General features: G+C 54.1%; 21 protein-coding genes, 1 pseudogene and 1 CRISPR repeat array (1 of these 23 running past the window's edge). Of the genes and pseudogenes, 8 read left to right on the top strand and 14 right to left on the bottom strand.

Annotated elements, in window-relative coordinates:
- Positions 1–818: 818 nt before the first annotated feature.
- Both ACZ5BW_RS10935 and ACZ5BW_RS10930 read right to left on the bottom strand, forming a co-directional pair.
- Positions 819–1,142 carry a type II toxin-antitoxin system RelE/ParE family toxin gene (locus ACZ5BW_RS10935; protein ID WP_464539829.1) on the bottom strand — a complete coding sequence of 108 codons (324 nt, stop codon included), beginning with the start codon at positions 1,140–1,142 and terminating at the stop codon, positions 819–821.
- On the bottom strand, positions 1,139–1,411 hold the full coding sequence (locus ACZ5BW_RS10930) for a ribbon-helix-helix domain-containing protein (RefSeq protein ID WP_464539827.1): 273 nt from the start codon (positions 1,409–1,411) through the stop codon (positions 1,139–1,141). Before ACZ5BW_RS10930 ends, ACZ5BW_RS10935 begins: the two co-directional genes overlap by 4 nt.
- Before the next feature lie 224 nt (positions 1,412–1,635).
- Here ACZ5BW_RS10930 and ACZ5BW_RS10925 point away from each other — a divergent pair.
- Positions 1,636–1,887: pseudogene (locus ACZ5BW_RS10925) on the top strand (IS110 family transposase); the annotation flags it as partial.
- A 372-nt stretch (positions 1,888–2,259) separates the two neighbouring features.
- Here ACZ5BW_RS10925 and ACZ5BW_RS10920 read toward each other — a convergent pair.
- The 4 genes from ACZ5BW_RS10920 to ACZ5BW_RS10905 form a co-directional block, all read right to left on the bottom strand.
- Positions 2,260–5,460 carry an efflux RND transporter permease subunit gene (locus tag ACZ5BW_RS10920; protein ID WP_464539825.1) on the bottom strand — a complete coding sequence of 1,067 codons (3,201 nt, stop codon included), beginning with the start codon at positions 5,458–5,460 and terminating at the stop codon, positions 2,260–2,262.
- A gap of 68 nt (positions 5,461–5,528) precedes the next feature.
- On the bottom strand, positions 5,529–7,058 hold the full coding sequence (locus ACZ5BW_RS10915) for an efflux RND transporter periplasmic adaptor subunit (RefSeq protein ID WP_464539823.1): 1,530 nt from the start codon (positions 7,056–7,058) through the stop codon (positions 5,529–5,531).
- 2 nt (positions 7,059–7,060) lie between these two features.
- Entirely contained in the window at positions 7,061–8,488 is a 1,428-nt protein-coding gene (locus ACZ5BW_RS10910) for a TolC family protein (protein ID WP_464539821.1), read from the bottom strand.
- Positions 8,489–8,661: 173 nt separating this feature from the next.
- Positions 8,662–9,036, bottom strand: a complete 375-nt coding sequence (locus tag ACZ5BW_RS10905; RefSeq protein WP_464539819.1) for a hypothetical protein — start codon at positions 9,034–9,036, stop codon at positions 8,662–8,664.
- 390 nt (positions 9,037–9,426) lie between these two features.
- On the opposite strand from ACZ5BW_RS10905, the gene ACZ5BW_RS10900 reads away from it, so the two are divergent.
- Together ACZ5BW_RS10900 and ACZ5BW_RS10895 are read left to right on the top strand one after the other, a co-directional pair.
- Positions 9,427–12,111: a 3-keto-alpha-glucoside-1,2-lyase-like domain-containing protein gene (locus ACZ5BW_RS10900; protein WP_464539817.1), complete on the top strand. Its 2,685-nt coding sequence runs from the start codon at positions 9,427–9,429 to the stop codon at positions 12,109–12,111.
- 527 nt (positions 12,112–12,638) lie between these two features.
- Positions 12,639–13,934: a hemolysin family protein gene (locus ACZ5BW_RS10895; protein WP_464539815.1), complete on the top strand. Its 1,296-nt coding sequence runs from the start codon at positions 12,639–12,641 to the stop codon at positions 13,932–13,934.
- 57 nt (positions 13,935–13,991) lie between these two features.
- On the opposite strand, the gene ACZ5BW_RS10890 is transcribed toward ACZ5BW_RS10895, so the two are convergent.
- Positions 13,992–15,239 (bottom strand): MFS transporter, encoded by a 1,248-nt coding sequence (locus tag ACZ5BW_RS10890; RefSeq protein ID WP_464539813.1) that lies wholly within the window; start codon positions 15,237–15,239, stop codon positions 13,992–13,994.
- A gap of 64 nt (positions 15,240–15,303) precedes the next feature.
- Positions 15,304–16,233 carry a DUF1259 domain-containing protein gene (locus ACZ5BW_RS10885; protein ID WP_464539811.1) on the bottom strand — a complete coding sequence of 310 codons (930 nt, stop codon included), beginning with the start codon at positions 16,231–16,233 and terminating at the stop codon, positions 15,304–15,306.
- A 215-nt stretch (positions 16,234–16,448) separates the two neighbouring features.
- Here ACZ5BW_RS10885 and ACZ5BW_RS10880 point away from each other — a divergent pair, with 215 nt between their 5' ends.
- Complete coding sequence (locus tag ACZ5BW_RS10880) at positions 16,449–17,429, top strand: chromate resistance protein ChrB domain-containing protein (RefSeq protein WP_464539809.1); 981 nt, start codon at positions 16,449–16,451, stop codon at positions 17,427–17,429.
- 102 nt (positions 17,430–17,531) lie between these two features.
- Here ACZ5BW_RS10880 and ACZ5BW_RS10875 read toward each other — a convergent pair whose 3' ends face one another.
- Positions 17,532–18,572 (bottom strand): DMT family transporter, encoded by a 1,041-nt coding sequence (locus tag ACZ5BW_RS10875; protein WP_464539807.1) that lies wholly within the window; start codon positions 18,570–18,572, stop codon positions 17,532–17,534.
- A gap of 20 nt (positions 18,573–18,592) precedes the next feature.
- Here ACZ5BW_RS10875 and ACZ5BW_RS10870 point away from each other — a divergent pair, with 20 nt between their 5' ends.
- From ACZ5BW_RS10870 to ACZ5BW_RS10855, 4 genes are all read left to right on the top strand, one after another.
- Entirely contained in the window at positions 18,593–19,246 is a 654-nt protein-coding gene (locus tag ACZ5BW_RS10870) for a bile acid:sodium symporter (protein WP_464539805.1), read from the top strand.
- A 143-nt stretch (positions 19,247–19,389) separates the two neighbouring features.
- Positions 19,390–19,782 carry a helix-turn-helix domain-containing protein gene (locus ACZ5BW_RS10865; RefSeq protein ID WP_464539803.1) on the top strand — a complete coding sequence of 131 codons (393 nt, stop codon included), beginning with the start codon at positions 19,390–19,392 and terminating at the stop codon, positions 19,780–19,782.
- Complete coding sequence (locus ACZ5BW_RS10860; RefSeq protein WP_464539801.1) at positions 19,763–20,329, top strand: IS630 family transposase; 567 nt, start codon at positions 19,763–19,765, stop codon at positions 20,327–20,329. Before ACZ5BW_RS10865 ends, ACZ5BW_RS10860 begins: the two co-directional genes overlap by 20 nt.
- 89 nt (positions 20,330–20,418) lie before the next feature.
- Positions 20,419–20,676: a hypothetical protein gene (locus tag ACZ5BW_RS10855; RefSeq protein ID WP_464539799.1), complete on the top strand. Its 258-nt coding sequence runs from the start codon at positions 20,419–20,421 to the stop codon at positions 20,674–20,676.
- Positions 20,677–20,869: 193 nt separating this feature from the next.
- Here ACZ5BW_RS10855 and ACZ5BW_RS10850 read toward each other — a convergent pair whose 3' ends face one another.
- The 5 genes from ACZ5BW_RS10850 to ACZ5BW_RS10830 form a co-directional block, all read right to left on the bottom strand.
- Positions 20,870–21,229, bottom strand: coding sequence for a cupin domain-containing protein (locus ACZ5BW_RS10850; RefSeq protein WP_464539796.1), 360 nt, complete (start codon positions 21,227–21,229; stop codon positions 20,870–20,872).
- A 115-nt stretch (positions 21,230–21,344) separates the two neighbouring features.
- The gene (locus ACZ5BW_RS10845) at positions 21,345–21,656 is read right to left on the bottom strand and encodes a hypothetical protein (RefSeq protein WP_464539794.1); all 312 of its coding nucleotides are present in this window, start codon (positions 21,654–21,656) and stop codon (positions 21,345–21,347) included.
- Between the two features lie 547 nt (positions 21,657–22,203).
- Positions 22,204–22,599: a hypothetical protein gene (locus tag ACZ5BW_RS10840; RefSeq protein WP_464539792.1), complete on the bottom strand. Its 396-nt coding sequence runs from the start codon at positions 22,597–22,599 to the stop codon at positions 22,204–22,206.
- A gap of 449 nt (positions 22,600–23,048) precedes the next feature.
- Positions 23,049–23,330 carry a CopG family antitoxin gene (locus ACZ5BW_RS10835; protein WP_464539790.1) on the bottom strand — a complete coding sequence of 94 codons (282 nt, stop codon included), beginning with the start codon at positions 23,328–23,330 and terminating at the stop codon, positions 23,049–23,051.
- Complete coding sequence (locus ACZ5BW_RS10830) at positions 23,299–23,604, bottom strand: BrnT family toxin (RefSeq protein ID WP_464539788.1); 306 nt, start codon at positions 23,602–23,604, stop codon at positions 23,299–23,301. Before ACZ5BW_RS10830 ends, ACZ5BW_RS10835 begins: the two co-directional genes overlap by 32 nt.
- Before the next feature lie 250 nt (positions 23,605–23,854).
- Positions 23,855–26,894: direct repeats of the CRISPR family, unit length 29 nt; unit sequence GGGTCTATCCCCGCAGGCGCGGGGGAATC (it continues 771 nt past the right edge of the window).

Here is a 26,894-nt window from a genome sequence, read left to right as displayed (position 1 = left end):
GAATCTAAAGTTATAACCTTCCATGCAGGGCGAAGACAGCTTGAGCCAGGAAAGTACTCACCCAACTCTCGCCTGTTTTATGTTTAGCACACCTCATGCCGCAAGCAAGCTCAACCAGATCCTTAAATGCGGGCAGGTTTAGCAGGAATAAAGACCGGGGAAATTTTTATCCGAAGTGGAAGCGGGAAGGAGACTGTTATCCTAACGTTCATTGCGGTGGCGCCACTCCTGATGATGAAAGAAGCTATGGGATGGAAGGCGGCGGGAAGAGGTCGCGCAATTTTTTGGCGGATCAACCCGCAACCTAACGTGATCCGCCGAACTCTAAGAGAGCGCACGTTAAACAGGCATTACGGGTTCGACGTCAACTATACTACTTCCAGTGGTACAACCTCACTTTTGAACATTGCAGTTGACACGAACGGGGTAACAGTTACACCGTCTTCTGCATTCAACTCAAGTCAGCTTAATTTTTTCAAGAGAGTACGTTGGCGCTGGGCCTTGGCGGCTCGGCTGCGACACCTGGTACCCAGCTAACGGATATTAATTCCTTCATCAGGAACGATATAGCATCGGACGGATCGCTGATAGCACCACTTCACCTGGGAATCGTCCTGAGTGGTATTTCAACACCGATGACGCTGCTAAGCGATGAATCTGTAGCACACATAAGTATCCTAGGTCGGGGTTATTCCAGAACCATCTAAATGGTTTCTTTTTGCTGGCGGTCTTATTGTTGTACTGAGTGCTGGGTACTGGCGACAGAGGGAGACGGTGGCGTCCATCTGAGAGACTGCTTCATCCGTGGTACAAGAAGTCTACTTGCTGTCATCCTCCGCTTCGTCTTGCAGGATCGTTGCGTAGTCCTGGCCGCCATAGAAGACGCCGATGATGGAAACCAACTCGGCGTCCACATCGAAGGCGATCACTGTCCGCTTCTTGTAGTTCGTAATACGCAGGCCAGGCCGCACGTCATCGCGCATGGTGCCACGATGTGGAAACATGCGCAGGCTCTCACAATAGCTCACGATGGCATCGGTGTACCGGGCCGCGATGTCGGGTGATGCGGCTTCGGTGATGTAGCGGTATAGCTCGGCAAGCTGTTCCAGGGCCTCCGGGCTGAAGACAACGCGATAGCTCATCGCGCCGTCTTGGCATGCTCAGTGGCCAGGCGAGCGCGTACCTGGTCAGTCGTGACTGCGCGGGATGGATCGGTCTTCAAGGCGTCATAGGCAGGGCCGACCTGATTGCGCAGCCAGCTTTCCACGGCGCGATCCCGCGCCATCAATGCCCGCAGTCCGTCACGGATCACTTCGCTTTCACTGGCGTACTCGCCAGTGCGCACCTTGGCTTTCACCACGTCCGCCATGTCGTTGGGTAGGGTGATGCTCATTTGCTGGGTGGTTCTCATAGCGCGCTCCTTTAACCGGGTTGGAATAGGATTAAATCCTACTGCAATGGACAGCAGTAGTCCAGCCTTCTCGAAACTTGCCGTGCTGCACCTCGCCGGGCAAAGTGGGTTCTCGTTTTCCGGGACGACCATCCTCAAGGCAAAATCCTGCCACAAATGCTTAAGTATCTGATATATTGAAATTTGTAACACGCTTCATAAATGGTTAAACCAATACCCCATGCATGGTCAAAGCCATCGTCGCCGGTCAGTCGCCCCATCAGGTACTCAAGCTTGCCAGTCGACGACTCAAGGCCAGTCGTACAGAACTGTTCGACGCGTTGCAAGGGGAACTTACCGACAGCCATCGCTTCGTCCTCGACGAACTGATGCGGCACATCGAGGAAATCGAAGCACGCATCGCTCGCTTCGATACCAGATTGCTCCAGGGAGTCACCGACTATGAAGAAGCGCTTTCCGTTCAACGTAATGCTCCTCGCTGGATCAAGGCACTGACCCGCTTCGGCTTCATTCCAGCCATCTGATTCACCCGCCCCAATCAGTCGATGACTGTCAGAGTCAGGTCAGCGCTCGTCTTGAAGGCGGTTCTTTCACGTTAAAACAGCGATTGCAAACAAGATCCGACAGGTGACAGGTATATGGATGTTGTCCGCACTGGGTACAATTTGACCTGCACCAAAATTGTAAGGGGAAGAAAGGGAAGAAAAGAGCGAGTGTAGAGCCGATAATTCTGGCCGTTAATGCTCCCCCACATGACTCAATCCGAAGTCATGAGAGGCGTTAGAGATTATTTCAGGAATTGGTCGCAGCCGGCTGGATCCAAAAATATGGAAATTGCCAGCATTATCTCAAGTTGCCCCGGTGGGATCGGGCACATCTCCTCCATGGGCGAGATGGTACAGCACCGGTAGTACCAGCAGTGTCAGCGCCGTGGATGACAGAATTCCTCCAATGACCACCGTCGCCAGCGGCCGCTGCACTTCCGCCCCGATACTTGTAGCCAGGGCCATGGGAACAAACCCGAGGGCAGCCACCAGGGCTGTCATCAATACCGGTCGCAGTCTCGCGAGTGCTCCTTCCTTGATGGCATCTTCCAGAGACCGGCCCTGCGCACGCAAGTCCCGTATGAACGACAGCATCACGAGGCCATTCAGCACGGCGACACCAGACAGAGCAATGAACCCGACGGCGGCGGAAATGGACAGGGGAATGCCCCGCAACCACAATGCCACTATACCGCCGCTGAGGGCAAAGGGAACACCGGTGAACATCAACCATCCGTCCCGAAAATTACCGAACATGGCATAAAGCAGCATCAGGATCAGTCCAAGCGCCAGGGGAATTGCTATTTGCAACCGCTTCGCCGCGGAAACCAGTTGCTCGAACTGCCCACCCCAGGTGAGCCAATATCCGGAAGGAACCGGCACTTGCTCCACCACCAGTGCTTCCGCTTCTTCGACAAAGGAACCAAGATCCCTGCCTCGTACATTTGCTGTAACGACAGCCCGGCGCTTGCCGTTTTCCCGGCTCACCTGATTGGGTCCTTGGAGAACTTCGATAACGGCGACTTCGCCAAGGGTAACGTAGGTCATGCCGATGGGTGCCTGGCTTTGCGGATTTCCGGTTGATGCCTGGCGTTGTGGACTTCCGGTTGACGATCCCTGCATGGGAATGCCGATGGGGAATCGGCTGAGTGCATCAGGATCGGCCCGCAACTGTTCCGGTAGCCGCACCTGCAACTCGAAGCGGCGATCGCCCTCGAAAATGGTTCCGGCGTTTTTTCCACCAATGGCAACCGCTACTGCATCCTGTATATCCGCAACATTCAATCCATAACGGGCAAGCTTTACACGGTCAGGCTGAACGGTCAGCACCGGCAAGCCGGTAAGTTGCTCGATTTTTACATCCGCTGCGCCGGGAACAGTCTCGAGCAGATGCTCGACCTGGTCTGCCACCCTGAATAGGGTATCCATGTCATCACCGAATACCTTTACCGCGACATCCGCTCGCACACCGGACAGCAACTCATTGAATCGCATCTGGATGGGCTGGGTAAATTCATAATTGTTGCCCGGTACCTGGCCTACCGCCTGCTCCAGTGCAACAATAAGATCTGCCTTCGTGGAATATTGTTTCCGCCATTGCGACTGGGGTTTCAGCATGATGAAGATGTCCGCCACGTTCGGCGGCATGGGGTCGGTTGCAATCTCGGCAGTCCCGATCTTGGTGAAAACACGCTCCACCTCGGGAAATGCCTTGATCGTCTCCTCCACTTCATGCTGCATCTCGATCGCCGTGGTCAGGCTGGTACCGGGAATGCGGATCGCGTGCAGCGCGATATCTCCCTCATTGAGGCTGGGTACGAACTCCGTACCCATTTTTGTGGTCAGCAGACCGCTCAATGCAACAATCACAACGGCGGTAGTGACGGTGAGGCCCTGGTTCCTCATTACGGCGTCGAGAGCCGGCAGATAGGCTTTCTTCGTCCACGCAACCACCGCGCTTTCCTTTTCTGTCACTTTTCCCGTCAGGAAGAGTGCAATCGCTGCCGGGACAAACGTTATGGAAAGAATCATCGCCCCTAGCAGGGCGGTTAATACCGTGTAGGCCATTGGGTGGAACATTTTCCCTTCCACCCCTGAAAGCGTGAAGACGGGAAGATAAACCACCATGATGATGAGCTCGCCATAGATGAGCACACGCCGCGCTTCCCTGGTCGCGTCGAATACCACTGCAAGGCGTTCGTTCAATGAGAGTTGCCGCCCCAGCCGCGTCTGCTCATGAGCCAAGCGGCGCATGCTGTTTTCCACGATGACGATCGCGCCGTCCACGATGAGGCCGAAATCGAGCGCCCCCAGGCTCATCAGGTTGGCGCTGACCTCATTGGCTATCATTCCGGTAAAGGTGAACAGCATCGAGAGGGGAATCACGAGCGAAGTGATGACGGCCGCACGCAGGTTGCCAAGGAAAAGGAACAGCACGACGATGACCAGTATCGCGCCTTCGAGCAGGTTGGTGGCAACGGTCCTGATCGTCTTGTCCACGAGCGTCGTCCGATCATAGACGGCGATCGCCTCGACACCTTTCGGCAGATTCCGGTTGATTTCGGCAAGTTTTTCCGCGACGGCTTGAGAAACGACACGGCTGTTTTCCCCGATCAGCATGTGCGCGGTGCCGATGACAGTCTCCTGCCCATTTTGCGTCGCGGCACCCGTGCGCAATTCCCGTCCTATCAGCACATCGGCCACATCCTTGATGCGTATGGGAACTCCCAGCCGGGATCCCAGGGTGATGTTCCCGATCTCTTTCAGGTTTGCCACCTGTCCCGGCACTCGCACCAGGTACTGTTCGCCGCTTTTCTCGATATATCCAGCGCCGACATTGAGGTTATTGAGGCGCAATGCGACGATGACGTCATTCAGCGTCAATCCGAAAGAGATCAGCTTTTCGGGGTAGGGCGCGACATGGAATTGCTTGACGAAACCTCCGACGGCGTTTACTTCCGTGACGCCCGGTACCATGCGCAGCTGCGGGCGGATGATCCAATCCTGGATTTCCCGGAGGTCGGTGATGCTGTATGGTGACCCATCAGGCTTTCGTACATCCTCTTTTGCATTGACAGACCACATGAAAATCTCGCCCAGGCCGGTTGAGATCGGTCCCATGGTCGTTTCCACATCGACCGGTAAACGCTCTTTGGCTTCCTGCAGTCTCTGGTCGATCAACTGGCGGGCGAGGTAGATATCCGTGCCGTCCTCAAAAATAACCGTAACCTGCGAGAGACCGTAGCGTGAAAGCGAGCGGGTGTATGCGAGGTTGGGGAGTCCCGCCATGATCATCTCGATCGGGAAAGTGACGCGTTGTTCAACCTCGATCGGTGTGTACCCGGTTGCCCGCGTATTGATCTGTACCTGCACGTTGGTTATGTCGGGCACGGCGTCGATGGGGAGCTTCTGGTAGCTATGGATTCCCACGGCGCCCATCGTCAGCACGGCCATCAGAACCAGCACGCGCCGCTGAATGGAGAATTCGAGGATGCGCTCAATCATGATGCCAGTGAAACTGATCTATTTGATCGAGATGGATGGAGCCATTATCGGATCTGCCTGACCTGCGCCTAGTGTTCATGGGTAGCCTCCGATTTACCCAGCTCGGCTTTGATCGCAAAGCTGTTGCCTGCCGCGTATTGCTCTCCTGCCTCCAAGCCGTCGAGAACCTCGATCGTCTTGCCGTCGCCACGTCCCAGTTCCAGCGGCCGCGCTTCGAAATATTCACCATAACGCCCGAATACTACAGTCGAGTCATGGAGTGTCTGGAGCGCGTCGGCAGATACGGCAACAGGTACGTGAATTTCTGCGGCCACCATTTCGGCAGTTACAAACATCCCGGGACGCCATTTTCCCTCCTTGTTTTTCAGGGCGAGCCGCGCCGTGGCGGTACGGGTCTGGCCGCCGATCAGAGTGGTGATGTAGATAACAACGCCTTCCCCCTCTACATCCGACGCCGTTGCCCTGATGGTTGCCTTTTGCCCAACCTTGACTACATCCAGATCTTTTGGATAAACCGTGATGCCGGCCCACACCGTCGAAACGTCGGCAATAACAAAAATATGTTCATCTTCCTTCAGCGTCTGGCCGAGAGCGACAGTCTTGTCAATGATGAGCCCGGATATCGGTGCAGGGACTTCATAGCGAGCCAGATTGCCGGAAGAAGCCGCCGTTTCCGGCTGCACTCCAAGCGACTGGAGCTTGACCGCAGCCAGGTCCAATGCAATCTCGGCCTCATTCAGCAGTTCCTGGGCCACCAGGTAGTCCTGCTTGGCGGAGATTTTTTCTTCCCATAGCTGCCGTTCGCGCTCGTAGGTCGTTTGTGCCAGACCGAGCCGCTTCTTGGCTACCCGATACTGACTACGCAGTTCAGCCAGCATCTGGCTCTCTATCACCACGAGAATCTCTCCTTTCTGCACCTGCTGGCCGTGGTGACGCTTCACCGCTGTGACTATTCCCGGCAGTCGGGGTACCACCTGCACGATGGTATGCTCATTGAAGATGATTTCCCCAGGCAGCTTGAGCAGGGGTTTGATGATCGCAGGTCCCGCGGTGCGTATTTCGATGCCGGCGCCTTTCAGCATCTCGTCCGGCATTTCCACTCTGGCCTCGACCTGGCTGTATTCCCAATGCATCGTTCTGCCTTTCCATTCGGCAGCTATCGCGGCATCAAACGAATGAGGTTCTTTCACTATCTGGTCGCTCACCAGGTAATCAGCCTCGGGCGTGAACCTGAATATCTGCGCGGGCGCCCCAAGGCGGGACAGCGTCATGGTGACCTTGGCGGCGGTAGGCGGGAGGGGCTTGTTCTTTTCATATAGATAGAGCCTGAAGCGCGGCGGTACGTTGGTCTCAAAAATAGTCACCTCCACGCCAAGGCCATCTGTTCCGCCTTCGGTAAAAAGCTTTCCGCCTTTAGGCCCCACTCGATAATTGGATGATGTCTTGCCTTCGACCGCAGGTACTTCATAAGTGAGATGGGCTGTGGATTCCCCGGAGACGGATTGCGAAGTCTTGTCGGAGCTGAGTATCAACCCTCCCAGTGCAATTCCTGCGGCGATTACGGCAATGATCGGAATCAGTTTCTTCCTGTTATTCACTTCTACTCCTTATCATCCGTAAAATCGGTATAGGCCGGTTCATCGGTGTCCTGTCTCGCCACCCCATCGAGAGGTGCCGCAATCAAACGCTCGATTTCATTGACCAGACGCTGGTAATTCGCCTGCGCACGCACATACAAAATCTGGTTCTGAAACAGCGTGCGCTGGGCGTCGAGCACTTCAAGAAAGCTGAATTTGCCCAGTTCGTAGCCCTTGTTGGTGACTTCGAAGGCGCTCTTGGCTGCGGGTAATATCTCGTCGCGTAAAATGCCGATTTCCCTCTGTGAAGCGAACAGTGACTCATAGGCCTGTGTAAGCTCCGTTTTAAGCCGCAACTCGAGGGCTGCCTGCTCGTCAATGGCCTTGTCCACGCGTTGATGGGCTTCCCGGATATTGCCCTGGTTGCGGTCGAATAACGGCAACGGTATCCCCACGCTGACCACAGGCGTGGTTCCGCCGAGTGCCACATGGTGAATCACGCCTCCACTGACGGTGAGATTGGGTATGCGCTTTGTCTGCTCCACTTCCAGTTGCGCCTTACGCTGCTCAATGTTTTTCATGGCGCGCAGCGCCATGGGGCTGGCCAGAGCACGATCCGCCAGTGCCTCGAATTTCGGCAGAACAACGGATGATTCCAGGTCACCCAGTGCCTTGGTAAATTGTGGAGTGCTGTTGTCCCATAGCAGCGTCAGCCGTTTGCGCGCCGCCGCCAGATCCCGCTGCGCCTGCTCCAGCTCAATTCGCGTGGTGGAAAATGCTACCCCGGCCCTGGTTTCCTCAATGGGAGGCACCTTGCCGGCCTGAACGCGCTTCGCGACCGTGCTAACCACCTTTTGAGCCAACTGCTGGCTCTCCTCCGCAAGTCGCAGACGCTGTTGTCCCGCAAGCACCTCAGTAAACGCGTTTGCCACCCGGGCGATGAGCTCCACGCGTCGGGCTTCGTAATCTTGAGCGGCCAACTCCTGGTTGAGTGACGCAGCCACCACCCGCGCCGCGCGCTTTCCACCGAGCTCGATCAGTTGACTGATGCGAATCGTCGTGTTTTGCTGAATGACTTCCTGGGCAACATTTTTTTGGGAATTGATGTCTCCCTCAAGCTGCTGAATATTTCCCGCGTTTCCCACGTCCACGGATAACTCCGGATTTTTCAGCAGTCCGGCTTGAAGTGCGGCTCCTTCAAGGGCGCGTATTTCCCTGGCAAAAGCCGACAGTTCGGGATTACGCTGCAGTGTGAGAAGCGCGGCATCGCGCAAAGTGAGTTCTTTTTTTTCCTCGGAAAGCGATGGAGCAGAGTAATCCAAGTCCTCGGCAGTCAAAGCGCCCGAGAAAGTATTTTGGGCAATAGTCCCAGACATCCAGCTAAGCGCTAGAATGAGCAATCCTGCCGGCACCAGGTGCCGGCGCACCGTGAGCAACACGGTAAGTTTCATGGAAGTTCTCCGCAAATATATGCGCTAGCTCTATTGAGCCATCAGCTACTGGATGGCAAACGGAGCGCAGATGACTTTGCGGCAAGCCTGCGTACGGGATGACAATTGACGCTTGCTTTAAGCGGCTTTAGTGCCTAAGCAGCGCCATATTGCCGCACCGGAAGGCTTGCCGGTCAGATTGCGAAGCTGTTTTTGGGAGGGCGAAGCGGGGAATCCGGAACGGATTCGGGAACGATGAAAGAGACGAACGCAGCCAATACTTCCATGCCAATGGAAGCGGGCACCAGCGGGGGAGACGTAAAAAAGAAGGGGAGGTATTGCCCGGCTGCATGCAGGCACAGATGGGTTGCCGCGTCCAGATGACCTTTGTCGTTACGCAGAGCATGCCGATGGGCTTCGAGGTGAGCCGTCGGGTCGAGAGATAGAATGTGGTGCGCGTGATCAAGTTCATGCGCAAAAACTTCGCCATTAAATGCCCAGCTCAAAGCATTTGTCATCATGCTGACGAACAGCATGAGCATGACGAAATGGATACGGCGCCTGGGCATGATTCCGTTCATGGCATAAGAAAAAGGGGAAAAGGAATTCTATACCCTTGAAGCCGATAGTGCCAATGTTTGTTTCGTGCACCTGGTTCGACTCTAGCCGCCATACTGCTTCTTCCAGCAATAAAACTTCTGTTCCACAATCCAACCCTTTTTCTCATTGTGCTCATACCTTTGCTTGACATTCGCTGCTCATGAACTAGTTTTAATAACACAAAATAAATGATGGTATCGAACACAGCTATGCACCAGGGGATAAAAAACAGACAGCGCCAGGGTATCGTTGAGCGGAGATCAGAACTAGAACTGTAACTGTATGGCGGTCCTGTTCGATAGAACTGAAAAAATTCTACGGATAAATTCTACGGATATTAAATATAGGAGCAAACCGCCATGCCACTTATCGCCCCTGACTACAACACCGCCTTTACCCGCGATGTTCTCGGACGTTACGACTGCAATACCTTTGACGAAGCGCTCGTTACCATAGATCCAAACGCCCGTGCCGCTGCCGGCCTGTATGCTCGAGGCGATCTTCGGCCGTTTGATTTCATCATAATCGGCGGGGGCACATTTGGTGCGGCTATTGCTGAACATCTGTGGTTCCGAAGCACTCAGCGCAGTGAACGTATTCTCGTGCTCGAGGCGGGTCCCTTCCTCCTACCGGAACACGTGCAGAATCTACCAATGCTCGGCCTCGATACTGCGGGCGCGCGCAAGGATCATTCGCTGCAAGGCGAAGTTTGGGGCCTTGCCTGGAATTCAAGTGATCCTTTCGGTTTTCCTGGGCTTGCTTACTGCCTGGGCGGACGCTCGATTTACTGGGGTGGTTGGTCGCCCCGATTGCTTGACGCAGAAATGCCAAAAGACGTTTGGCCAAAAGGGGTGCTCGACGATTTAACGGCAAAGGTTCTGCCAGATGGCCGAAAGGGTTATTTCCGGCAATCAAGCGATCAGATCGGCGTCACAGAGACGAATGATTTCATTTTTGGCGATCTGCACCGGGCGATGCGGCAACAGCTGTTCGGAGGTCTCTCCTCGATCCCTGATGTATATGATCTTGCGTTGCTGCCCGACCATCCCGCAGTCTATTATGGCAACACTCCAGTAACAATCGACGATCTGGCCAAGCTGCTTGGCATCGATAAATTGCCGAGTCCGCCGCCTTCTATCCAGAAGCTCCGCGATGAAGCAAAACTTGAAGCACCGTTGGCCGTGCAGGGACAAGCGGGCCACGCTGGGTTTTTTCCGTTTAACAAATTCAGCGCTGTTCCGCTGCTCATGAAGGCAGCCCGCGAGGCGGCAACCCAAACCCCATTCGATGGAGTAATAAATCGGCTTGATGACATAAAAAAACGGCTAATGGTCGTGGAACGCTGCCATGTCACGCAACTCAACACCGTCAATACCGAAGGGGGGCGACGCGTGAGCGAGATCGTTACCGAGCGGGGAGTGCTGCCTGTTTCCCCGGACAGCAAAGTCATCATTGCTCTCGGCACGATCGAGAGCGCTCGCCTCGCGCTAACTTCCTTTGGGACGGATGGAAAAATCGGCAGGAATCTGATAGCCCATTTACGCTCGAATGTCGATTTTCGAGTTCCCCGCGCGGCACTGGCAGCGCTGCCGCCGGCAGTGAAAGCCCTCGAAGCGTCGGCGCTTTTTGTAAAAGGCCGACATGAGTTCAAGAGGGCCGATGGTTCCTCAGATGGCTTTGCACACTTCCATTTCCAGATTACTGCATCAGGTCTAGGCACCAACGGAACCAACTCCGAGGCTGAGCTGTTTAAAAAAATCCCGGACATTGATCTGTTCGACGCACACAAGAACGCTACCGATACGCACATCGTCATTACGATTCGTGGCATCGGTGAGATGGGGCCCAAGAATGACAATGACTTCGGCAACTCGGTTACGCTCGATCTCGATCCGCAACAGAAAGACGAATTTCAGGCACGGCGGGCATTTGTGAATCTCCAGCCAAGCTCTCGTGACTACGAACTGTGGGATGCGATGGATAAGGCATCGGATGAGGTCGCGAAAGTCTTTGCCAACGGTCAGAAAATCGATGTCATCAAGAACGGAAATGTGATTGTGACGAATATCGATCCGAGTTCACTTGCAACGGTTCTACCATATAAATTCTCTGATCAGGCCGGTCGGGGCCGGCGCGATGGCCTGGGCACGACACATCATGAAGCCGGAACGTTGCGAATGGGAGAGGATCCGAATAAATCGGTGACCGATCCCGATTGCCGTTTTCATAATGTGACAAACACTTATGTCGCTGGACCCGCACTCTTTCCTACCATCGGTTCACCCAATCCGATGCTCACAGGCGTTGCCCTGGTCCGCCGGCTAGGAGATCACTTGATGCCGGAACCGCCACTCGTGGTATCGGAACCAGGTTTCACGTACCTATTCGACGGGAGCGATGCGCAGTTCGCGAATTGGGAGATGGCTGGAGGAGGTTCTTTCTCCCGGTTTGGTCGCACGATAATCGCCCAGCAGAATGAAAAAGGCATGGGCTTGCTCTTCTACAAGCCAAAACCCTTTGAGGATTTCACACTGCGCCTCGATTTTCTTCTTCCTCAGCCGCGAGGCAATAACAACGATAACTCGGGTGTCTTCGTTCGGTTCCGCGATCCGCGCCTGCCTGATCCTGCTCCCGATCCGGTCGATCCCGCAGACAATGCCGCTTTCGTTGCGGTTCATACTGGGTTTGAAATCCAGATCGATGAAGAAGCACGTGGTGATAAGCGTTTCGGCGAGCCGGATGGTTCATTTTTTGCGAGAACCGGGGCAATTTATAAAATCAAGTCATTGGGGACCGGCGAAGGACAGCAGAATTACCAAAACAACATCTCTCTTGCGGCACGGCAATGGCATCACTACGAAATCGAGGTAAAAAAGCAGGATTACGTGGTTCGGCTCAACGGTCAGGAGGTAACCCGGTTTAAGCGTAGCCCCTCCGATACTGCCAGGGGGAATCCACCCAGCATTGATCCCAATTCAGGTTATATTGGGCTCCAAACACATACAGGGAACGTAGCTTTCGCGAATGTTCGGATCAATGCATAGAGTGGAGAACTCTATCATTTCGAAGGTTTAAAAGTTCTGTCGGTTGGTTCGGTTGTTGGAGCAAGCCGAAGAAGCAGTTTTCAATGTTCCATCAGTAAAGCTCCGACTGAACCCCCTTGATTCGGGTATTGGGCCTTCTTCGCTGCTTTTTATACCGTCGATGGCGCCACCGGTTGGGATAACAGTTTACTCTCCATTGTTCCTTTCGTGAAACGCGAACAGAGATTGTGATTGTAAAACTGAGCCGGAAGCGGGTGGCTGGCCGAAAGCCGTTGCAGGATTTTGGTTTTTGTATATCCTCAAATACCCGCTCATCGCTGAATTCGAGGACATCAAAGCTTTTTGGTTCATCAAGGCACCCAGCGGACTGAACCAAACTCATCTTTAATCTATGGCTGCAATTATCAAGCAATGATAGCTGGATAATTCTGGTTCCAGATTCAGTATTTGGAGGAACTGCCTTGTCAGTTCGGTCGATTTATAAATATTCTCAACCCCCCTGTACGTGTTTGAGAGAACACTAGCTCATGGAAATATCGATACTGTTTGCCCTTATCATTCTCAATGGTATTTTTGCGATGTCGGAAATCGCCTTGATAACTGCTCGCCGAGCCCAGCTTCAGAATTTGGCCCAGGCGGGTGATAGTTCTGCAGCAGCAGCCATTGAACTGGGGGAAGACCCCAATCGTTTTCTTTCCACCATACAAATTGGTATTACCTTTATTGGGATCCTGAATGGGATTATTGGTGAGGCGGCCCTGGCCCGGCCCCTCAGCCTATTGCTACAAGATCTTGGACTACAGGATTCCCTGTCAGAGTATCTCGCAACAGGACTAGTCGTCTTCAGCATTACTTACTTTTCCATCGTACTGGGGGAGTTGGTACCTAAACGCCTGGGGCAGACTAACTCCGAAGCGATCGCTCGTTTTGTTGCACGCCCGATGCTATGGCTATCCGCAGCTTCTTTGCCTTTTGTCAGATTGTTGTCCACCTCGACGCAGTTGGTATTACGCATCTTTGGCATCAAGGAGAGAAGCGGTCCACATGTAACCCAAGAGGAAATCCAACTGCTACTTGCAGAAGGAACCGACGCTGGCGTCATCGAACACCAGGAACATGAGATGGTTCGGAACGTTTTCCGTCTGGATGACCGCCAGATCGCTTCCCTCATGGTACCGCGGAGCGATGTTGTCTATCTGGATGCAGAGCAATCGCTAGAGGAAAATATAAAACGGATTGAAGCCAGTGACCATTCGCGTTTCCCGGTGATCAAGGGCGACTGGGGAGAAGTGCTGGGGGTGGCTAGCGCCCGACAATTTCTGACTCAAACACTGCATGGCGAGAAGCCAAGCTTGACTGAAAATTTGCAATCGGCCGTATTTGTTCCTGAATCGCTGACTGGTATGGAGTTATTGGAAAACTTCAAAAATTCAGGGGCGCACCTCGCTTTTATCATCGATGAATATGGTGAGGTACAGGGCACCGTCACCCTGCAGGATGTGATGGAGGCTATCACGGGAGAATTTAAGCCGCATCACCCGGAAGATGCATGGGCAATGAAACGTGATGATGGGTCTTGGTTACTTGATGGTTTTATTCCTATCCCTGAACTGAAGGACAGGCTCGGCCTTAAAGAAGTGCCTGAAGAGGAAAAGGGGCGCTACAACACGTTGAGCGGCATGATTATGCTATTAGTCGGCAGATTGCCTCAGACAGCAGATCGATGCGAATGGGAAGGATGGATATTTGAAGTTATGGACATGGATGGAAAGCGCATCGATAAGGTGCTGGCCACGGCAAGAATTTCAGCCCCTGAAGTGTAGACTCGGCTTAAATTGAATGAATAGGCAACCTTGCCAAGGTGACCGAAACTGATCTTTCTATTCTCGCTCCCGCGGAACATTCATGCGCCTGAAGGACACCAGCAACGCCAGATCATATGCAATCTTCAAAGCTCCACAAGCAATTAAGGGAGCGCTCAGAAGTCCACCGGCCAGCAAGGCGCCAGCCAAGCTTGGACTCAGGATTGAGGCGAGGCTGCGGGGTACGGTAGTGAAACTGGCAGCAGCCGCGCGCTCCGGTGGCGTAACTGCGGCCATCACGTATGCAGTCCGTGTGGGCACATCCATCTGAGATAACGTACTTCGCACGAACAATAGCATCAGCGCGATTTCTACGTTTGGAGCAATCGCCGCAAAAATGAGGCACACGTTCGCAGGAATGTGAGTGAAGACCATCGTGTTAAGCAGCCCGATCTTGCGCGCAACTACCGGTGCAGCGAGTTGCGAGCCGGCTGATAGAAGCCCTGCGCAGAAGAAGAAGGTTCCTGCCTCTCCCGTTGAGAGTCCAAATCGCTCAAAAAGCCAGAGTGTGAGTAGCGAATTCACCACCAATCCGCCGGCAAATGCATCAACACTGAACAACATCGCAAGCTTGAAAACGATACTGCGTGACGGACCCAGCGGCGTTGGTAGTTGCCCGGCAGGGATGTTGCCTGCTGGCAGAGCTCGATAGAGCAGCCAAACCAGTCCGCCGAGTAGGCCGTACAGTACGAACATCGTGCGCAAACCATTAATCAATGGTAGCCCCGCCCATTGCATCAGCCAGGAGGGGATGCCAGCGGCCAAGGCGCCTGCGGCCGCGCTTAGCGAGCCAGTAAGCGTATAACGGGCAAACAGAGTGGTGCGTAGGTTGCCGGGTGCCGCCTGTGCCAGACGGACGTGCTCCAGCGGCAAAAACATGCTCACATCGCCCGAACTCGGATTAAGGGTTCCAACGAATGCAACAACGAGGAGTGGCCAAAATGACGAGACGCTCGCGAAAGCAAGGCCGGTAGTTGCCATTAACAGGGCAGCAAACAACAACAGCCGGCGGCTTGACCATCGATGGCCGATTGCCCCGATCGCCAGTGTCGCCAGGGCCGATCCCGCAAGGGTGGCCGTACTTAAATAACCTACGTCCAGTTGGTCAAACCCCAGCGCCAGCAGGTACGCAGGTAGAAGCACAACGACATAACCGTCTGCAAAACCACGCAACGCGCGAGCAATCAGTAGTGGGGAAGCAATTTCGGCTACTCCTACAGGCATAAGCAAGCGGGCAAGTATCCTGCCGATTCGGCCTGTTTCCACCGACTTAACCTTCTCTACCTGATCCACCACTGGCACAGGCATCCCAGGATTGTGTCACACAGGACTATTCTGGATGGTCAGCTTGTTTATTCAACGCACTCCTGATGGTTTTGGCCAGGTCCTTCGCATTCCCTTTGCCCCAGTAGTGCATGAATAAATAGTGTGGCTTCTCATGCGTCATGTGTTGATGAATCGCAACAATATTGATGCCACCTGCTCGCATTGTTCTCAAAACAGCCTGCATTTCATCGGCAAGCATGGCGAAATCTCCATCCACGACTGCCTCGCTATCCGTACCTGCAAACGCTGCCCAAGTGTTTATACCCATTTCTTTTCCCACCGGCGCCCCATGCATAGTGGCGGATCGGCCGATGACAACTTTAAACATGCCATCTTTTGAGCTTCCTTTCATTCCCAGGATTTGTTCCAGAGGCTGAGGGGAAATCTTGTTCTCCTGCGGAATTGTCTTGGGAAACCAGGAAGAAGGTACAGGCTGGGCAGCGCGGATTTCAGCGACTTTGTCATAAATCCTTTTAACGCCAGCTGCAAGTTTGGCAGAGCTCCCAGTGCCGCCGATGTGCATGAAATATACCTTGGGTTCATCAAAGAAAAAATGATTGTGCAAGCCAGTCACTTCCAGTCCCGCCTCGAAAGCCGCGCTTATCACCGGATTGACCTCGTCCTCGAACAGCACGGTGTCGCCCATCATTACAACCTGGCCGTTCTGTGCAGGAGCAAAAGCAGCCCATGAGCCTAAGCCCATGAAAGGCGGCATTGGCCATTTATCTACCTTTATCTTTACATCAGTGCGGGGTTTGGAAACTTTGAAAACATTTTCTTCTTTTGAGTAGGTTCCCTTGAGACCTGTCAATTCCTCAATCTCAGCTGTATCTATATTGGCGGGGGCGGCATGAGCTGTTGTCATAAGCAGCAGTACAGCGGTAACGCGGTACCGCAGAGGCGGAACAAAAGAGGGCAGGGCAAGGAAAGGCATAACTATCTCCTTAAGCAATAATGGTGGCAGGTACATGATCGACGTATGTATGTTTGGCTGATTGTTCCGGGCAGTATCAGTTCAAGCATCAAGCCAGCCTTCGCGCTCCCAGGCAAACACTGAATTGTTCACTTTGATTTCGGAGCAATACTGCTATATATGCAATATGCTCTACACTTTTTGTAATGTATAAAACATCAATATAGATTCCCTTTATGAGTTCCGCAAATACACAATGGCTTCTACTGATTATCAGCCTGCCTACAAATAGCGCAACGGCGCGCATGCGCATCTGGCGGGCGCTGAAATCCCTTGGCTGCGGTTTTTTGCGCGATGGAGCTTATCTGCTCCCTTATAGTAGGGTCCAACAACAGGTACTGAGAGAGTTATCCGACGATACGGTGCGTGAAGGCGGGAACGCCTGGCTGCTAATGGTGCAGGCGCAGTCCGAAAACGAGAGTGAAGTCTACCGCGCCCTGTTCGATCGCAGCTGCGACTATGAGGAACTGTTTAAAGCCTTTGCGGAGGCCCGCAAGGCATTTTCAAAATCAACGCCGCAGGAAATTACAAAGTCGCTGCGCCGACTACGCCGTGATTATGAGGCCGTTCGCGCGATCGATTACTTCCCCGATCAGACCAGCATGCAAGCAGAAGTCTTGTGGATGGATTTCGTGAATGCGGCTGACAGCATATTGTCACCGGATGAGCCGCATGCGGCTGTGGAAAGAGTGATTCCACACCTGGAATTAACTCAATATCAGGGACGCACATGGGCAACACGCCGACATCTGTGGGTGGATCGTGTTGCCAGTGCTTGGCTTATCCGCCGTTTTATCGACAAAAAGGCCCGTTTTCTCTGGCTGGACTCTCCCGGTCATTGCCCGGCTGACGCCCTTGGCTTCGATTTTGATGGCGGCACATTTACCCATGTCGGCAATCGCGTGAGCTTTGAAGTATTGCTCGCGAGTTTCGCACTGGATCAGGATCCTGGTTTAAAGCGGATAGGGGCAATAGTGCATGCCCTCGACATTGGGGAAGGCTTCGTAGCCGAAGCCAGCGGTTTCGAAGCTGTACTGGCTGGCGTGCGTCAACGCGCGAAGAATGATGACGATTTGCTAAGTGAGTTCAGCCTTGTTCTTGATGCGCTGTATACGCATTTTTCAAATGATTCACAGTCTTCAGAGATACAGGAATAGGAGAAATGATGACCTCGGCGGTATCCAGCCAGTTTTTACCAGGGTTTTTCAGAATGGAGAGTTATAGGCGCCTGAATCAATGCATTGATTCCTTGAGCATTCTCATTCATGGTCATGCCAATGGTGTGCGTCAGGGTAGTGGGGGTGTGAGTGTGCCAGAGGCTTATGGCGATGCCTGTGAGTATGAGCGCCGGTTACAGCTTCTGAATGTGCATGCTGGTGATGGTCGTCATGTATATGCTCATGTTCGTGCTCCAATTCCTCGTGTGTATGCCAGTGCTCGTGTCGCTCGGTCAGATGCAGCCATACGCCGACAGCCATCAACAGCGCTGCAACCACGAACTGAATGGATAGCGATTCTCCCAGTAGGGGAATGGCCAGCAGAGCCCCTACGAATGGTGCTGTCGAGAAATATGCGCCTGTACGCGCCGTGCCGAGGTGGCGTAACGCCACCACGAACAACACGAGGCTAAGGCCATAACTGAAAAAGCCCAGGGTGCCGGCAGCCAGCAGAACAAATAGCTGTGGCAGCGTTATGCCCAGCAACCAGGCGATCGTAATATTTGCGGCTCCAGCTGTAAGACCCTTTATCATCGCAATAAACGTCGCGTCTGCCAGAGCCACTTTACGCGTAAGGTTATTGTCAATTGCCCATCCAAGGCATGCACCGACAATGGCAAGCGCGGGGAGCATTGAATCGAAACTGGCATCGCTTGACCACGTCAGCACTACAGTACCCAGCACGATCAAGATCATGCCGCTGGCAATACGGCGGTCGAAGCTCTCGTGGAACACGAACCAGGCGAGCAATACAGTCAGGACTCCTTCGGCATTCAATAGGAGTGCTGCACTCGAAGCAGGCATGCGAGATAAGCCCCACATTAACAGCACGGGTGCAATCACACCTCCTGCCAGAATAGCGCAAGTCAGCCATTTGGTTTCCCCATGGCTCAAATGCACTGGGAGAGCTTTTCTAATCAGCCGCAACAGCGCAAGGCCGAGCCCTGAACCGAGATACAACAGTCCGGCTGATAGCCATGGGTTCACCGGGCCGAGCAAAAGTTTGACGACGGGAGTGCCGGTCCCGAACAGAAGTGCCGCCGCCAATGCACTCGGTACTCCTGCGTTATACGGTATGCTCATGCCGTAGCAAGCTTATATCAATGGACCCGTCGAATATGAAAAATTCCATTGCGCTCCTCTTGCACCTCATCCATCACTATTTCATCTGGGTAATCGTGGCCTCTTATTTTGTTGCTGCGATATTGCCGGCGTTTGGGCTCTGGATTCGTAACGCGGACTTGGGTCGCGTAGAGGTACTTCATCGGGAGGTTACTTTTTCCCTTCCTCTCGTGATGCTGGCGGCACTACTATTTAACGCCGGTTTAGGGATGAAGATCGAGGAAGTGAGGAACCTGCTGAAAAACCCCTTGGTACTGTTGGGCGGGGTATTCGGAAATCTGGCGGTCCCACTGACTTTCATCATCGCCCTAAGCTTTGCAATGAAGCTTTGGCATAACCCCGAAGAGGTCCAGTTGATCCTCGTCGGGCTTGCTTTTGTGGCCGCTATGCCAATTGCTGGTTCCTCAACCGCATGGACCCAGAATGCGAATGGGAATCTGGCATTGAGCCTCGGGCTCGTCCTGCTCACGACGTTCCTCAGTCCATTACTGTCGCCATTGGCCCTCCACATTGTAGGTTTCATGGCTACAGGCGACTACTCTGAAGATTTGCATGAACTCGCTTCCAACGGGGTGGGAATTTTCCTTGGAACATGGGTCATCCTGCCTTCGCTGCTCGGTATCCTGACGAATTGATTCATTGGAGAGCGACGCATCGAGATGATGAAGCCTTACGTAAAACTCATAAATTATTGCGTCCTTGTATTGCTTAGAGCATTTTTGATTTAAGTAGTTACATGCATTAAACTCTCTCAGGTCAATCATGAGAGAGGTGGGATATGCGTGCGTATTCGCAGGATTTGAGGGATCGGGTGCTGCGCGCCCTGGAGCGGGCAGAGCGTCCGAGCGATATCTCCCGGCGTTTCGAAGTGAGTCGGATGTGGGTGTATGAGGTGCGACGGCGATGGGAAGAGCAGGGCTGTCGAAGCAGCCTGCCGATGGGGGGTCACCGCCGGTCGCGCATCGCCCATCTGGAAGGCACGATCCGTGGCTGGATCGAGAATGAGCCGGATTTGACGCTGGCCGAACTGTGTGAACGCCTGCAAGGCGAAGGGATCATGATCAAGTCGCCGGCGCTGTGGCACCAGTTGGACAGGTGGGGACTGAGCTTTAAAAAAAACTCTGCACGCCAGCGAGCAGCATCGCGAGGACGTGCAGCAGGCACGCCGTGACTGGCAGGACCAGCAGCCAAAGTGGAATATGGGAAGGCTGGTGTTTCTGGATGAGACGTGGATCACGACCAGTATGACCCGGTTGCGTGGTCGTGCCCCGCGCGGCACACGTTGTCTGGCTTATGCGCCTTGTGGCCATTGGAAGACGACCACTTTCATCGCTGGCCTGCGCCACGATGCGGTGAGCGCCCCGATGGTGGTCGATGGTCCGATCGATGGAGCGCTTTTCCTGGCATGGGTTCGTGACTTTCTTTGTCCCACCTTGCGTCCGGGCGACATCGTCATTGCCGACAACCTGTCCTGCCATAAGGTGTCCGGTGTCGAACAGGCTTTGACGGCTGTGGGAGCATCCCTGTGCTACCTGCCGCCTTATTCCCCTGACCTCAATCCGATCGAGAAACTCTTCGCCAAACTCAAAGCCATGCTGCGCAAAGCATCAAAGCGCACCGTCGATGCGCTCTGGAAGGAATTGGGCAAACTCCTCGATACCACCTCACCTCAGGAGTGTCAGAACTACTTCGAGGCCTGCGGATACGTCAACATGTAAAGCGAAAATGCTCTAACTATTCAAATGCCTCGCTGACCCTGCCAACGGTAGTAGCGCAACCTGACATCGACTTTTTGGCACTGATATTAGTGATCACCGTTGCGCTTTGCCTTGTTGCCTTTGTGTCGGGATACCTGCTGGGTCGTATTTTGGGAACTGAGCGGGACGAAACAATCTCGCTATTGTTTGGCCTCGGAATGAATAATAATGGCTCGGCGCTTGTATTAGCCTCCATGGCAATGGTTGATCATCCCCTAATTATGCTGCCCATTATTTTCTATAACCTCGTGCAGCACCTCGTGGCTTCGCTGGTTGATTCCGTTTTGTTTCGGCGGCAGATGAGGTGAAAAAAGAGATTTGCTCCAGCTTGTGAAAGATTTGGCCGATCAAAAAGCTGCGCAACCGGCGTGCGGAATAGGATATTCTTGCTGCTTCAGCCAGCAGCTTTTGAGGGTGGACAATAGACTCGTTATATTGATACTCCCGCTGTATCGGTGTAGTCGATCAGACGTTGGCGAGACGTTCGACCAGGAGGATTCTTCAGCCTAGATCTATACCTTTTTCTCCTCCTTTGGGTCCCCAGAATACCACCCAGGTTCCAAAATCGCTTGAGAAATTCTCGAACCGGTGCTCAATGTTGGCTGGCACAAAAAGACAATCGCCCTCTTTGAATGGATAACGCTCCCCTTCGATCACCAGCTCACCCGTTCCCCGATGGACGAAATAGACTTCATCCTGCTCGTGCGGCGTTTGCGGATCATGTCCGACGGGAGCGTAATATTCGACCGACATGGTGCCATGCGCCAGCGCAACCGCAAAACGTTCTCCCATCGGCCATTCCGCGGTTACGGGACCTGGAATGCCGGACAATACTTCTTCAACGGTGGCTTTGATTTTCAATGAAGACTCCTATCGGAAAAGATCGTGTGTTTATGTCTCGATACGGAATATCGCCTGCATTCTCATCTCCGCGGTGCCGCGAAAGGCAGACCGCATGTGAGGGATGCTGTAAACGCTATTTGTCAGGAAGAGATTCTTCCGGAGTCTCGTCCGATATTTCCTGAAATTTGCCTGATAAAGCAGCCAGGGACTCGCTGCGGGAGGTTAGAAACCGGTAAAGCGGATAGGCAAGAGCACCAAAGACTGCACCCAGAAGCAGGCCGGCGAACGGAGCTAGAAAGAGAGCGAGCAGCGCTCGACCGATCCCGCTGCTTTCGAAAGTGAAAAGTGCGTTGAAAGGAGAAAACAGCGTATTGGCGCAACAGAACGACAACGAGTTGAATTTTATAAAGGAGATGAAGTCGAGCTGGACTAAGTATCTGTTCATAGTATCCTCGCAAGGAAGCCCGCGACACAATTGATTGCCCCAGCAGCAATGTGGATTATCAGGGTTATCGGGATTATCGATTGAGAAAAGATAATACACCGGAACGTCTTCCGATATTCCTGCCGTGATTAAAGTCGGGGATTCCTGCGGCGCTCAGACGTGGCATCGAGTCACCCCTGAGACGCTTCGGTGGGTTCCTGCTGCTGGCGACATTACCGCACCACTCACTTCACAGGCGAACCGGGCGTGTCTCGCCCTTAAAATGTTGATCGCGCCGACAACATCGGGGTTTCCCTCGAAACCGCATTCCACACACTCGAACCTGGCTTGTGTCTGGCGATTACCTGCTGATATGGCTGATATTTGAAGGCTTGGAGGCGTTTCAAGGCTTAATGGCTCTGCTTATAAACAGTGTTGCAGGACGGCTACGCCGTCCGTGCTATCCTTCCCCGTCCTGAAGGACGAGGCTTGCCGCGCATCGAGGTCAGTAAATACCACCCATCAGTTTCGCCCAGGGCTCACTGCTGAGCTCCTGGGGCAATCCAAATCAATGTAACGCTATCGAAGCAATATAATCGCGTTTCGCAGGTTGCAACGCCATCCTGTGGCGAAAAGCAGCTTCGGTGGCTTTCTCTGCCGCCCGCTTGTATTTTTGCACTAGGGCGGCGTGCGACTGTGAATTCTGCCCGTGTCTCCCGTAGAGGTAGTTTTTGTCCTCGTAATACTGGAGCCGTTTCTCGTGTTCCGCTGCTATTTCCAGGAGCTTCCTGGCGCGGTTTTCATACCGCCTGGCGAGTTCGTCATGGTCGACAAAAGTTCTGATACTTTGTGCAGCCATGCCCGCATTGCCGTTCCTTGCTTCGAGCGTACCGGTCTCAGTGCAAGAGGCCAGCAAGCCCAGCATGAATATGGATGTTAAAAACTTCCTTATTTCTTTTTCCATGATAGATAGATTCCAATGAAATGGATGAAGTGAAAGCCACTCCATCTTGATGTGTCCATGACATTGGAACATTGTACTCGGTATAACTATAAATAAAAGTCACATGTTTTGATTATTATCATAATAATTTACTTATATATTACGAACCTTAAGTCCCTAACTGCAGTTCCCTCTGGAATATGCCAAAAAATGATACCCCTGCTATCCCCGCAGGGCCGGGGGAATCGCTGATTCTCTGCAAAATACTCAGGTCAATAAAGGTCTATTCCCGCAGGCGCGAGGGAATTCCTAGGCTTTGGTTTTCGCCTGCTGCGCTTCGATTGAAACTCCTTCCTTTACCTGCTGTTCGGTACTGAACCCGAACGTATCCGATTACTTTTTTCATGGAATCCTCGCAAGAAACTCCGCAGCTTTAGTCGCGGGTTATTTACTGCCCACAAGATGCTTGTTCAATAGGGTTGACCCGCTTTCCAGCCCTTGAGCCGTCGCTTTTTTAGTCCCTTTTCAATCATTTCCCGCATAAGCCGGGTGTAAGGAATGCCGCGTTCTTCCGCTTCCTCCTTGATGGCGGTCAGCATCGCTTGCGATATCCGCAAGTTCACTGGCACATTCTTTTTCTGGAACTCGAATTGAACCTGCTTGAACTGTGAAAAATCCAGATCGGACAAATCCTGATCAAGGAATTCTTCCGCTTCCTTATCAGTCCTGAGTTTTGGGATTTTCCTTTTCATAACTCTCAATTTCCTTACGATGCATATATCTCGCGCTAATTGGACGAATGAATACTCCGCCTTCTTTCATCCGAATGGCGAACGCCACAAAAATCGGTCTGCTCTCCCTGTTTCTGCCAATCGCAATATAACGATCTTCTGTTGTTGAATGCCTGATGTCAGGAGCAATGCGTGGACGACTTCTGAAAACCTCCTCAATTTCAGCAGTGGAAACGCCATGCTTTCTACATTTCTCGCGGTTTCCCGCGTCCCAGTCAAATCCATTTATCAGCATTATACTACTTTACATATGTATATACAAAAGTAAAGGTAATTTTGCCTTTACTGTCCGACCCGGCCCAGGCGAGCCGGGTTTTGTGCTAATTCTGCATTCCGGTTTCGCTTATTATTGCCTTACTTCCGCCAACGTCTTAGGCGTCCCAGTGGAAATCCAGTTCGGCGCCCAACCCTGTAATCTCGATCAGGCTGATATATCCGAGTTCTTCGCCATAGCCCATATCGGCCAGTCCGAACGCCTGGTGCTGGGGTCTATCCCCGCAGGCGCGGGGGAATCGCAGAAGAAGCTGACCGACCTAGGTGTGGAGGGGGTCTATCCCCGCAGGCGCGGGGGAATCTTCCAGTGTTTCCGCGTAACCCGCTTGCAACAGGGTCTATCCCCGCAGGCGCGGGGGAATCATATCTGCGCGAGATCGAATCTGACTTGTCCGGGGTCTATCCCCGCAGGCGCGGGGGAATCTGGTGGAACGGATGATTATTACGCCTATACCGGGGTCTATCCCCGCAGGCGCGGGGGAATCGGCGATGACTGCCAGTACAAAACCGGGCTCCAGGGTCTATCCCCGCAGGCGCGGGGGAATCTCACGAAATACGCATTGCCTTTTAGCAATGTGGGGTCTATCCCCGCAGGCGCGGGGGAATCTTCCGTACTTCTCGGAATCCGTGGCATCCAGAAGGTCTATCCCCGCAGGCGCGGGGGAATCCACCGCTGGCGGGGCCGGTATTCAGCCAATCTGGGTCTATCCCCGCAGGCGCGGGGGAATCGCAAAAGCGTTTCATGAAAATCCGTGGCTGCTGGGTCTATCCCCGCAGGCGCGGGGGAATCCCAGAGCCTGAGCCCGGAACACTGCATCAATAAGGTCTATCCCCGCAGGCGCGGGGGAATCTAGGGATGATTTACTCCCCCTCCCCTTCTTTAAGGTCTATCCCCGCAGGCGCGGGGGAATCGCAAGGCTGCGGGCTCAGGAATGCCGTGGGCTGGGTCTATCCCCGCAGGCGCGGGGGAATCGGTCTCCGAACCGCTATTGATTGTGTCAATGAGGGTCTATCCCCGCAGGCGCGGGGGAATCCAGCCTCCAACTTTTGCTGGATTTCCCAGTACGGGTCTATCCCCGCAGGCGCGGGGGAATCACAAGCAGCATCGATTACGCCGTTGAAATGAGCGGTCTATCCCCGCAGGCGCGGGGGAATCGATGGCGTAGCCATTTACAACCAGATCAAGCGGGGTCTATCCCCGCAGGCGCGGGGGAATCCAAGCGGAGTAGTCTGAGAGCGGATTCTGGCGGGGTCTATCCCCGCAGGCGCGGGGGAATCGATGGCGTAGCCATTTACAACCAGATCAAGCGGGGTCTATCCCCGCAGGCGCGGGGGAATCCAAGCGGAGTAGTCTGAGAGCGGATTCTGGCGGGGTCTATCCCCGCAGGCGCGGGGGAATCGATCTGGCGCGGGGCGACATGTGGGAAGCGTCGGGTCTATCCCCGCAGGCGCGGGGGAATCGAGCGAAGGCTGGAGAGCCGGTGAAGTTAAATGGGTCTATCCCCGCAGGCGCGGGGGAATCTTCTTCGCATCCGTAAAAGCCGTGCTGATCGTGGGTCTATCCCCGCAGGCGCGGGGGAATCCGTCAAATCTGGATGACGGAAAACGGACGTTTGGGTCTATCCCCGCAGGCGCGGGGGAATCAATGAATGCGGGCAGGAATATACGCTGGAACAGGGTCTATCCCCGCAGGCGCGGGGGAATCTACCAGTACCCATTGGGTCCAGTACGGACGAGGGGTCTATCCCCGCAGGCGCGGGGGAATCAGGTCATTGGTTCGAGCTTTAGATACCCCGAAGGGTCTATCCCCGCAGGCGCGGGGGAATCTGTCCCCTATTGTCCTCCCCACGAAGGAAGGAAGGTCTATCCCCGCAGGCGCGGGGGAATCGCCAGGGCACGGCCAACTTCAGCGGAGTAGATGGGTCTATCCCCGCAGGCGCGGGGGAATCCTTGTTCGCAGTCTTGATGATAGGGAAACGGAGGGTCTATCCCCGCAGGCGCGGGGGAATCCTGGATATATCTGTGGTAATGGATAGCTGGTACGGTCTATCCCCGCAGGCGCGGGGGAATCGTCTCCTTCATTAGCTTGATACCTGGAGGTAGGGGTCTATCCCCGCAGGCGCGGGGGAATCCAGCTTCTAGCTTTTGCTGGATTTCCCAATACGGGTCTATCCCCGCAGGCGCGGGGGAATCTAAGCACCCGATTGACTTCATGCGATCAAGAGGGGTCTATCCCCGCAGGCGCGGGGGAATCCGCTGGACGTGATCCACGCGCAAGCGATGGATGGGTCTATCCCCGCAGGCGCGGGGGAATCCATAGCGAAGGTGCTGGATATAGCGGGATGGAAGGTCTATCCCCGCAGGCGCGGGGGAATCGGCGTTGAGGATGGAGATTGAAGAGCGCGCTGCGGTCTATCCCCGCAGGCGCGGGGGAATCTGATCATGCAGATTCTGCCTCATTTCTTTGTTGGGTCTATCCCCGCAGGCGCGGGGGAATCTGGCCGGGGTAGCTCTCCTGTTTACCACGATGGGGTCTATCCCCGCAGGCGCGGGGGAATCCTGACCATGACCATTATTTGGAATCGCTGAATGGGTCTATCCCCGCAGGCGCGGGGGAATCGTTCAAAAAAGACGAAAACTGGCTTGAGAGAGGGGTCTATCCCCGCAGGCGCGGGGGAATCGATGAGTTTTGAGAATATCGAGCCCATATCCAAGGTCTATCCCCGCAGGCGCGGGGGAATCCTTTTGCTTGGCGGGGCTTTCCTGCTTTTCCTGGGTCTATCCCCGCAGGCGCGGGGGAATCCTGGGATAGGCCAGTCCATCTTCGTTGCAATAAGGTCTATCCCCGCAGGCGCGGGGGAATCGAGATCGAGGAAAGAGCTTCGTGTGAAGTTATGGGTCTATCCCCGCAGGCGCGGGGGAATCTGATCGGCTCTTTGTGTAATGCCGGTCCCTGCGGGTCTATCCCCGCAGGCGCGGGGGAATCAGTAGCCCCTACGGTAAAGAGGCTCAGGCATGGGGTCTATCCCCGCAGGCGCGGGGGAATCGGTGAGTGTGGCCGGTGCTGATCTCCGGCTTCGGGTCTATCCCCGCAGGCGCGGGGGAATCTTTTTCACCTAAAAACACAAACACACCTAAAAAGGTCTATCCCCGCAGGCGCGGGGGAATCTGGATGCATCGGCAGAAAGCGCCCGGTAGAGCGGGTCTATCCCCGCAGGCGCGGGGGAATCGCCGGACACCAGCGCCTTGCTG

The sequence above is a fragment of the Nitrosospira sp. TNL300 genome (genome assembly GCF_055385915.1).
Note: the sequence above shows the minus strand (reverse complement) of the source record. Positions and strands in the feature narration are given on the sequence as shown.

Excerpts from the sequence above, each read along its gene's own strand:
- ACZ5BW_RS10935 (WP_464539829.1), bottom strand. The coding sequence starts at position 1,142 with ATGAGCTATCGCGTTGTCTTCAGCCCGGAGGCCCTGGAACAGCTTGCC.
- ACZ5BW_RS10930 (WP_464539827.1), bottom strand. The coding sequence starts at position 1,411 with ATGAGAACCACCCAGCAAATGAGCATCACCCTACCCAACGACATGGCG.
- ACZ5BW_RS10920 (WP_464539825.1), bottom strand. The coding sequence starts at position 5,460 with ATGATTGAGCGCATCCTCGAATTCTCCATTCAGCGGCGCGTGCTGGTT.
- ACZ5BW_RS10910 (WP_464539821.1), bottom strand. The coding sequence starts at position 8,488 with ATGAAACTTACCGTGTTGCTCACGGTGCGCCGGCACCTGGTGCCGGCA.
- ACZ5BW_RS10905 (WP_464539819.1), bottom strand. The coding sequence starts at position 9,036 with ATGCCCAGGCGCCGTATCCATTTCGTCATGCTCATGCTGTTCGTCAGC.
- ACZ5BW_RS10900 (WP_464539817.1), top strand. The coding sequence starts at position 9,427 with ATGCCACTTATCGCCCCTGACTACAACACCGCCTTTACCCGCGATGTT.
- ACZ5BW_RS10895 (WP_464539815.1), top strand. The coding sequence starts at position 12,639 with ATGGAAATATCGATACTGTTTGCCCTTATCATTCTCAATGGTATTTTT.
- ACZ5BW_RS10885 (WP_464539811.1), bottom strand. The coding sequence starts at position 16,233 with ATGCCTTTCCTTGCCCTGCCCTCTTTTGTTCCGCCTCTGCGGTACCGC.
- ACZ5BW_RS10880 (WP_464539809.1), top strand. The coding sequence starts at position 16,449 with ATGAGTTCCGCAAATACACAATGGCTTCTACTGATTATCAGCCTGCCT.
- ACZ5BW_RS10875 (WP_464539807.1), bottom strand. The coding sequence starts at position 18,572 with ATGAGCATACCGTATAACGCAGGAGTACCGAGTGCATTGGCGGCGGCA.
- ACZ5BW_RS10870 (WP_464539805.1), top strand. The coding sequence starts at position 18,593 with ATGGACCCGTCGAATATGAAAAATTCCATTGCGCTCCTCTTGCACCTC.
- ACZ5BW_RS10865 (WP_464539803.1), top strand. The coding sequence starts at position 19,390 with ATGCGTGCGTATTCGCAGGATTTGAGGGATCGGGTGCTGCGCGCCCTG.
- ACZ5BW_RS10845 (WP_464539794.1), bottom strand. The coding sequence starts at position 21,656 with ATGAACAGATACTTAGTCCAGCTCGACTTCATCTCCTTTATAAAATTC.
- ACZ5BW_RS10840 (WP_464539792.1), bottom strand. The coding sequence starts at position 22,599 with ATGGAAAAAGAAATAAGGAAGTTTTTAACATCCATATTCATGCTGGGC.
- ACZ5BW_RS10835 (WP_464539790.1), bottom strand. The coding sequence starts at position 23,330 with ATGAAAAGGAAAATCCCAAAACTCAGGACTGATAAGGAAGCGGAAGAA.
- ACZ5BW_RS10830 (WP_464539788.1), bottom strand. The coding sequence starts at position 23,604 with ATGCTGATAAATGGATTTGACTGGGACGCGGGAAACCGCGAGAAATGT.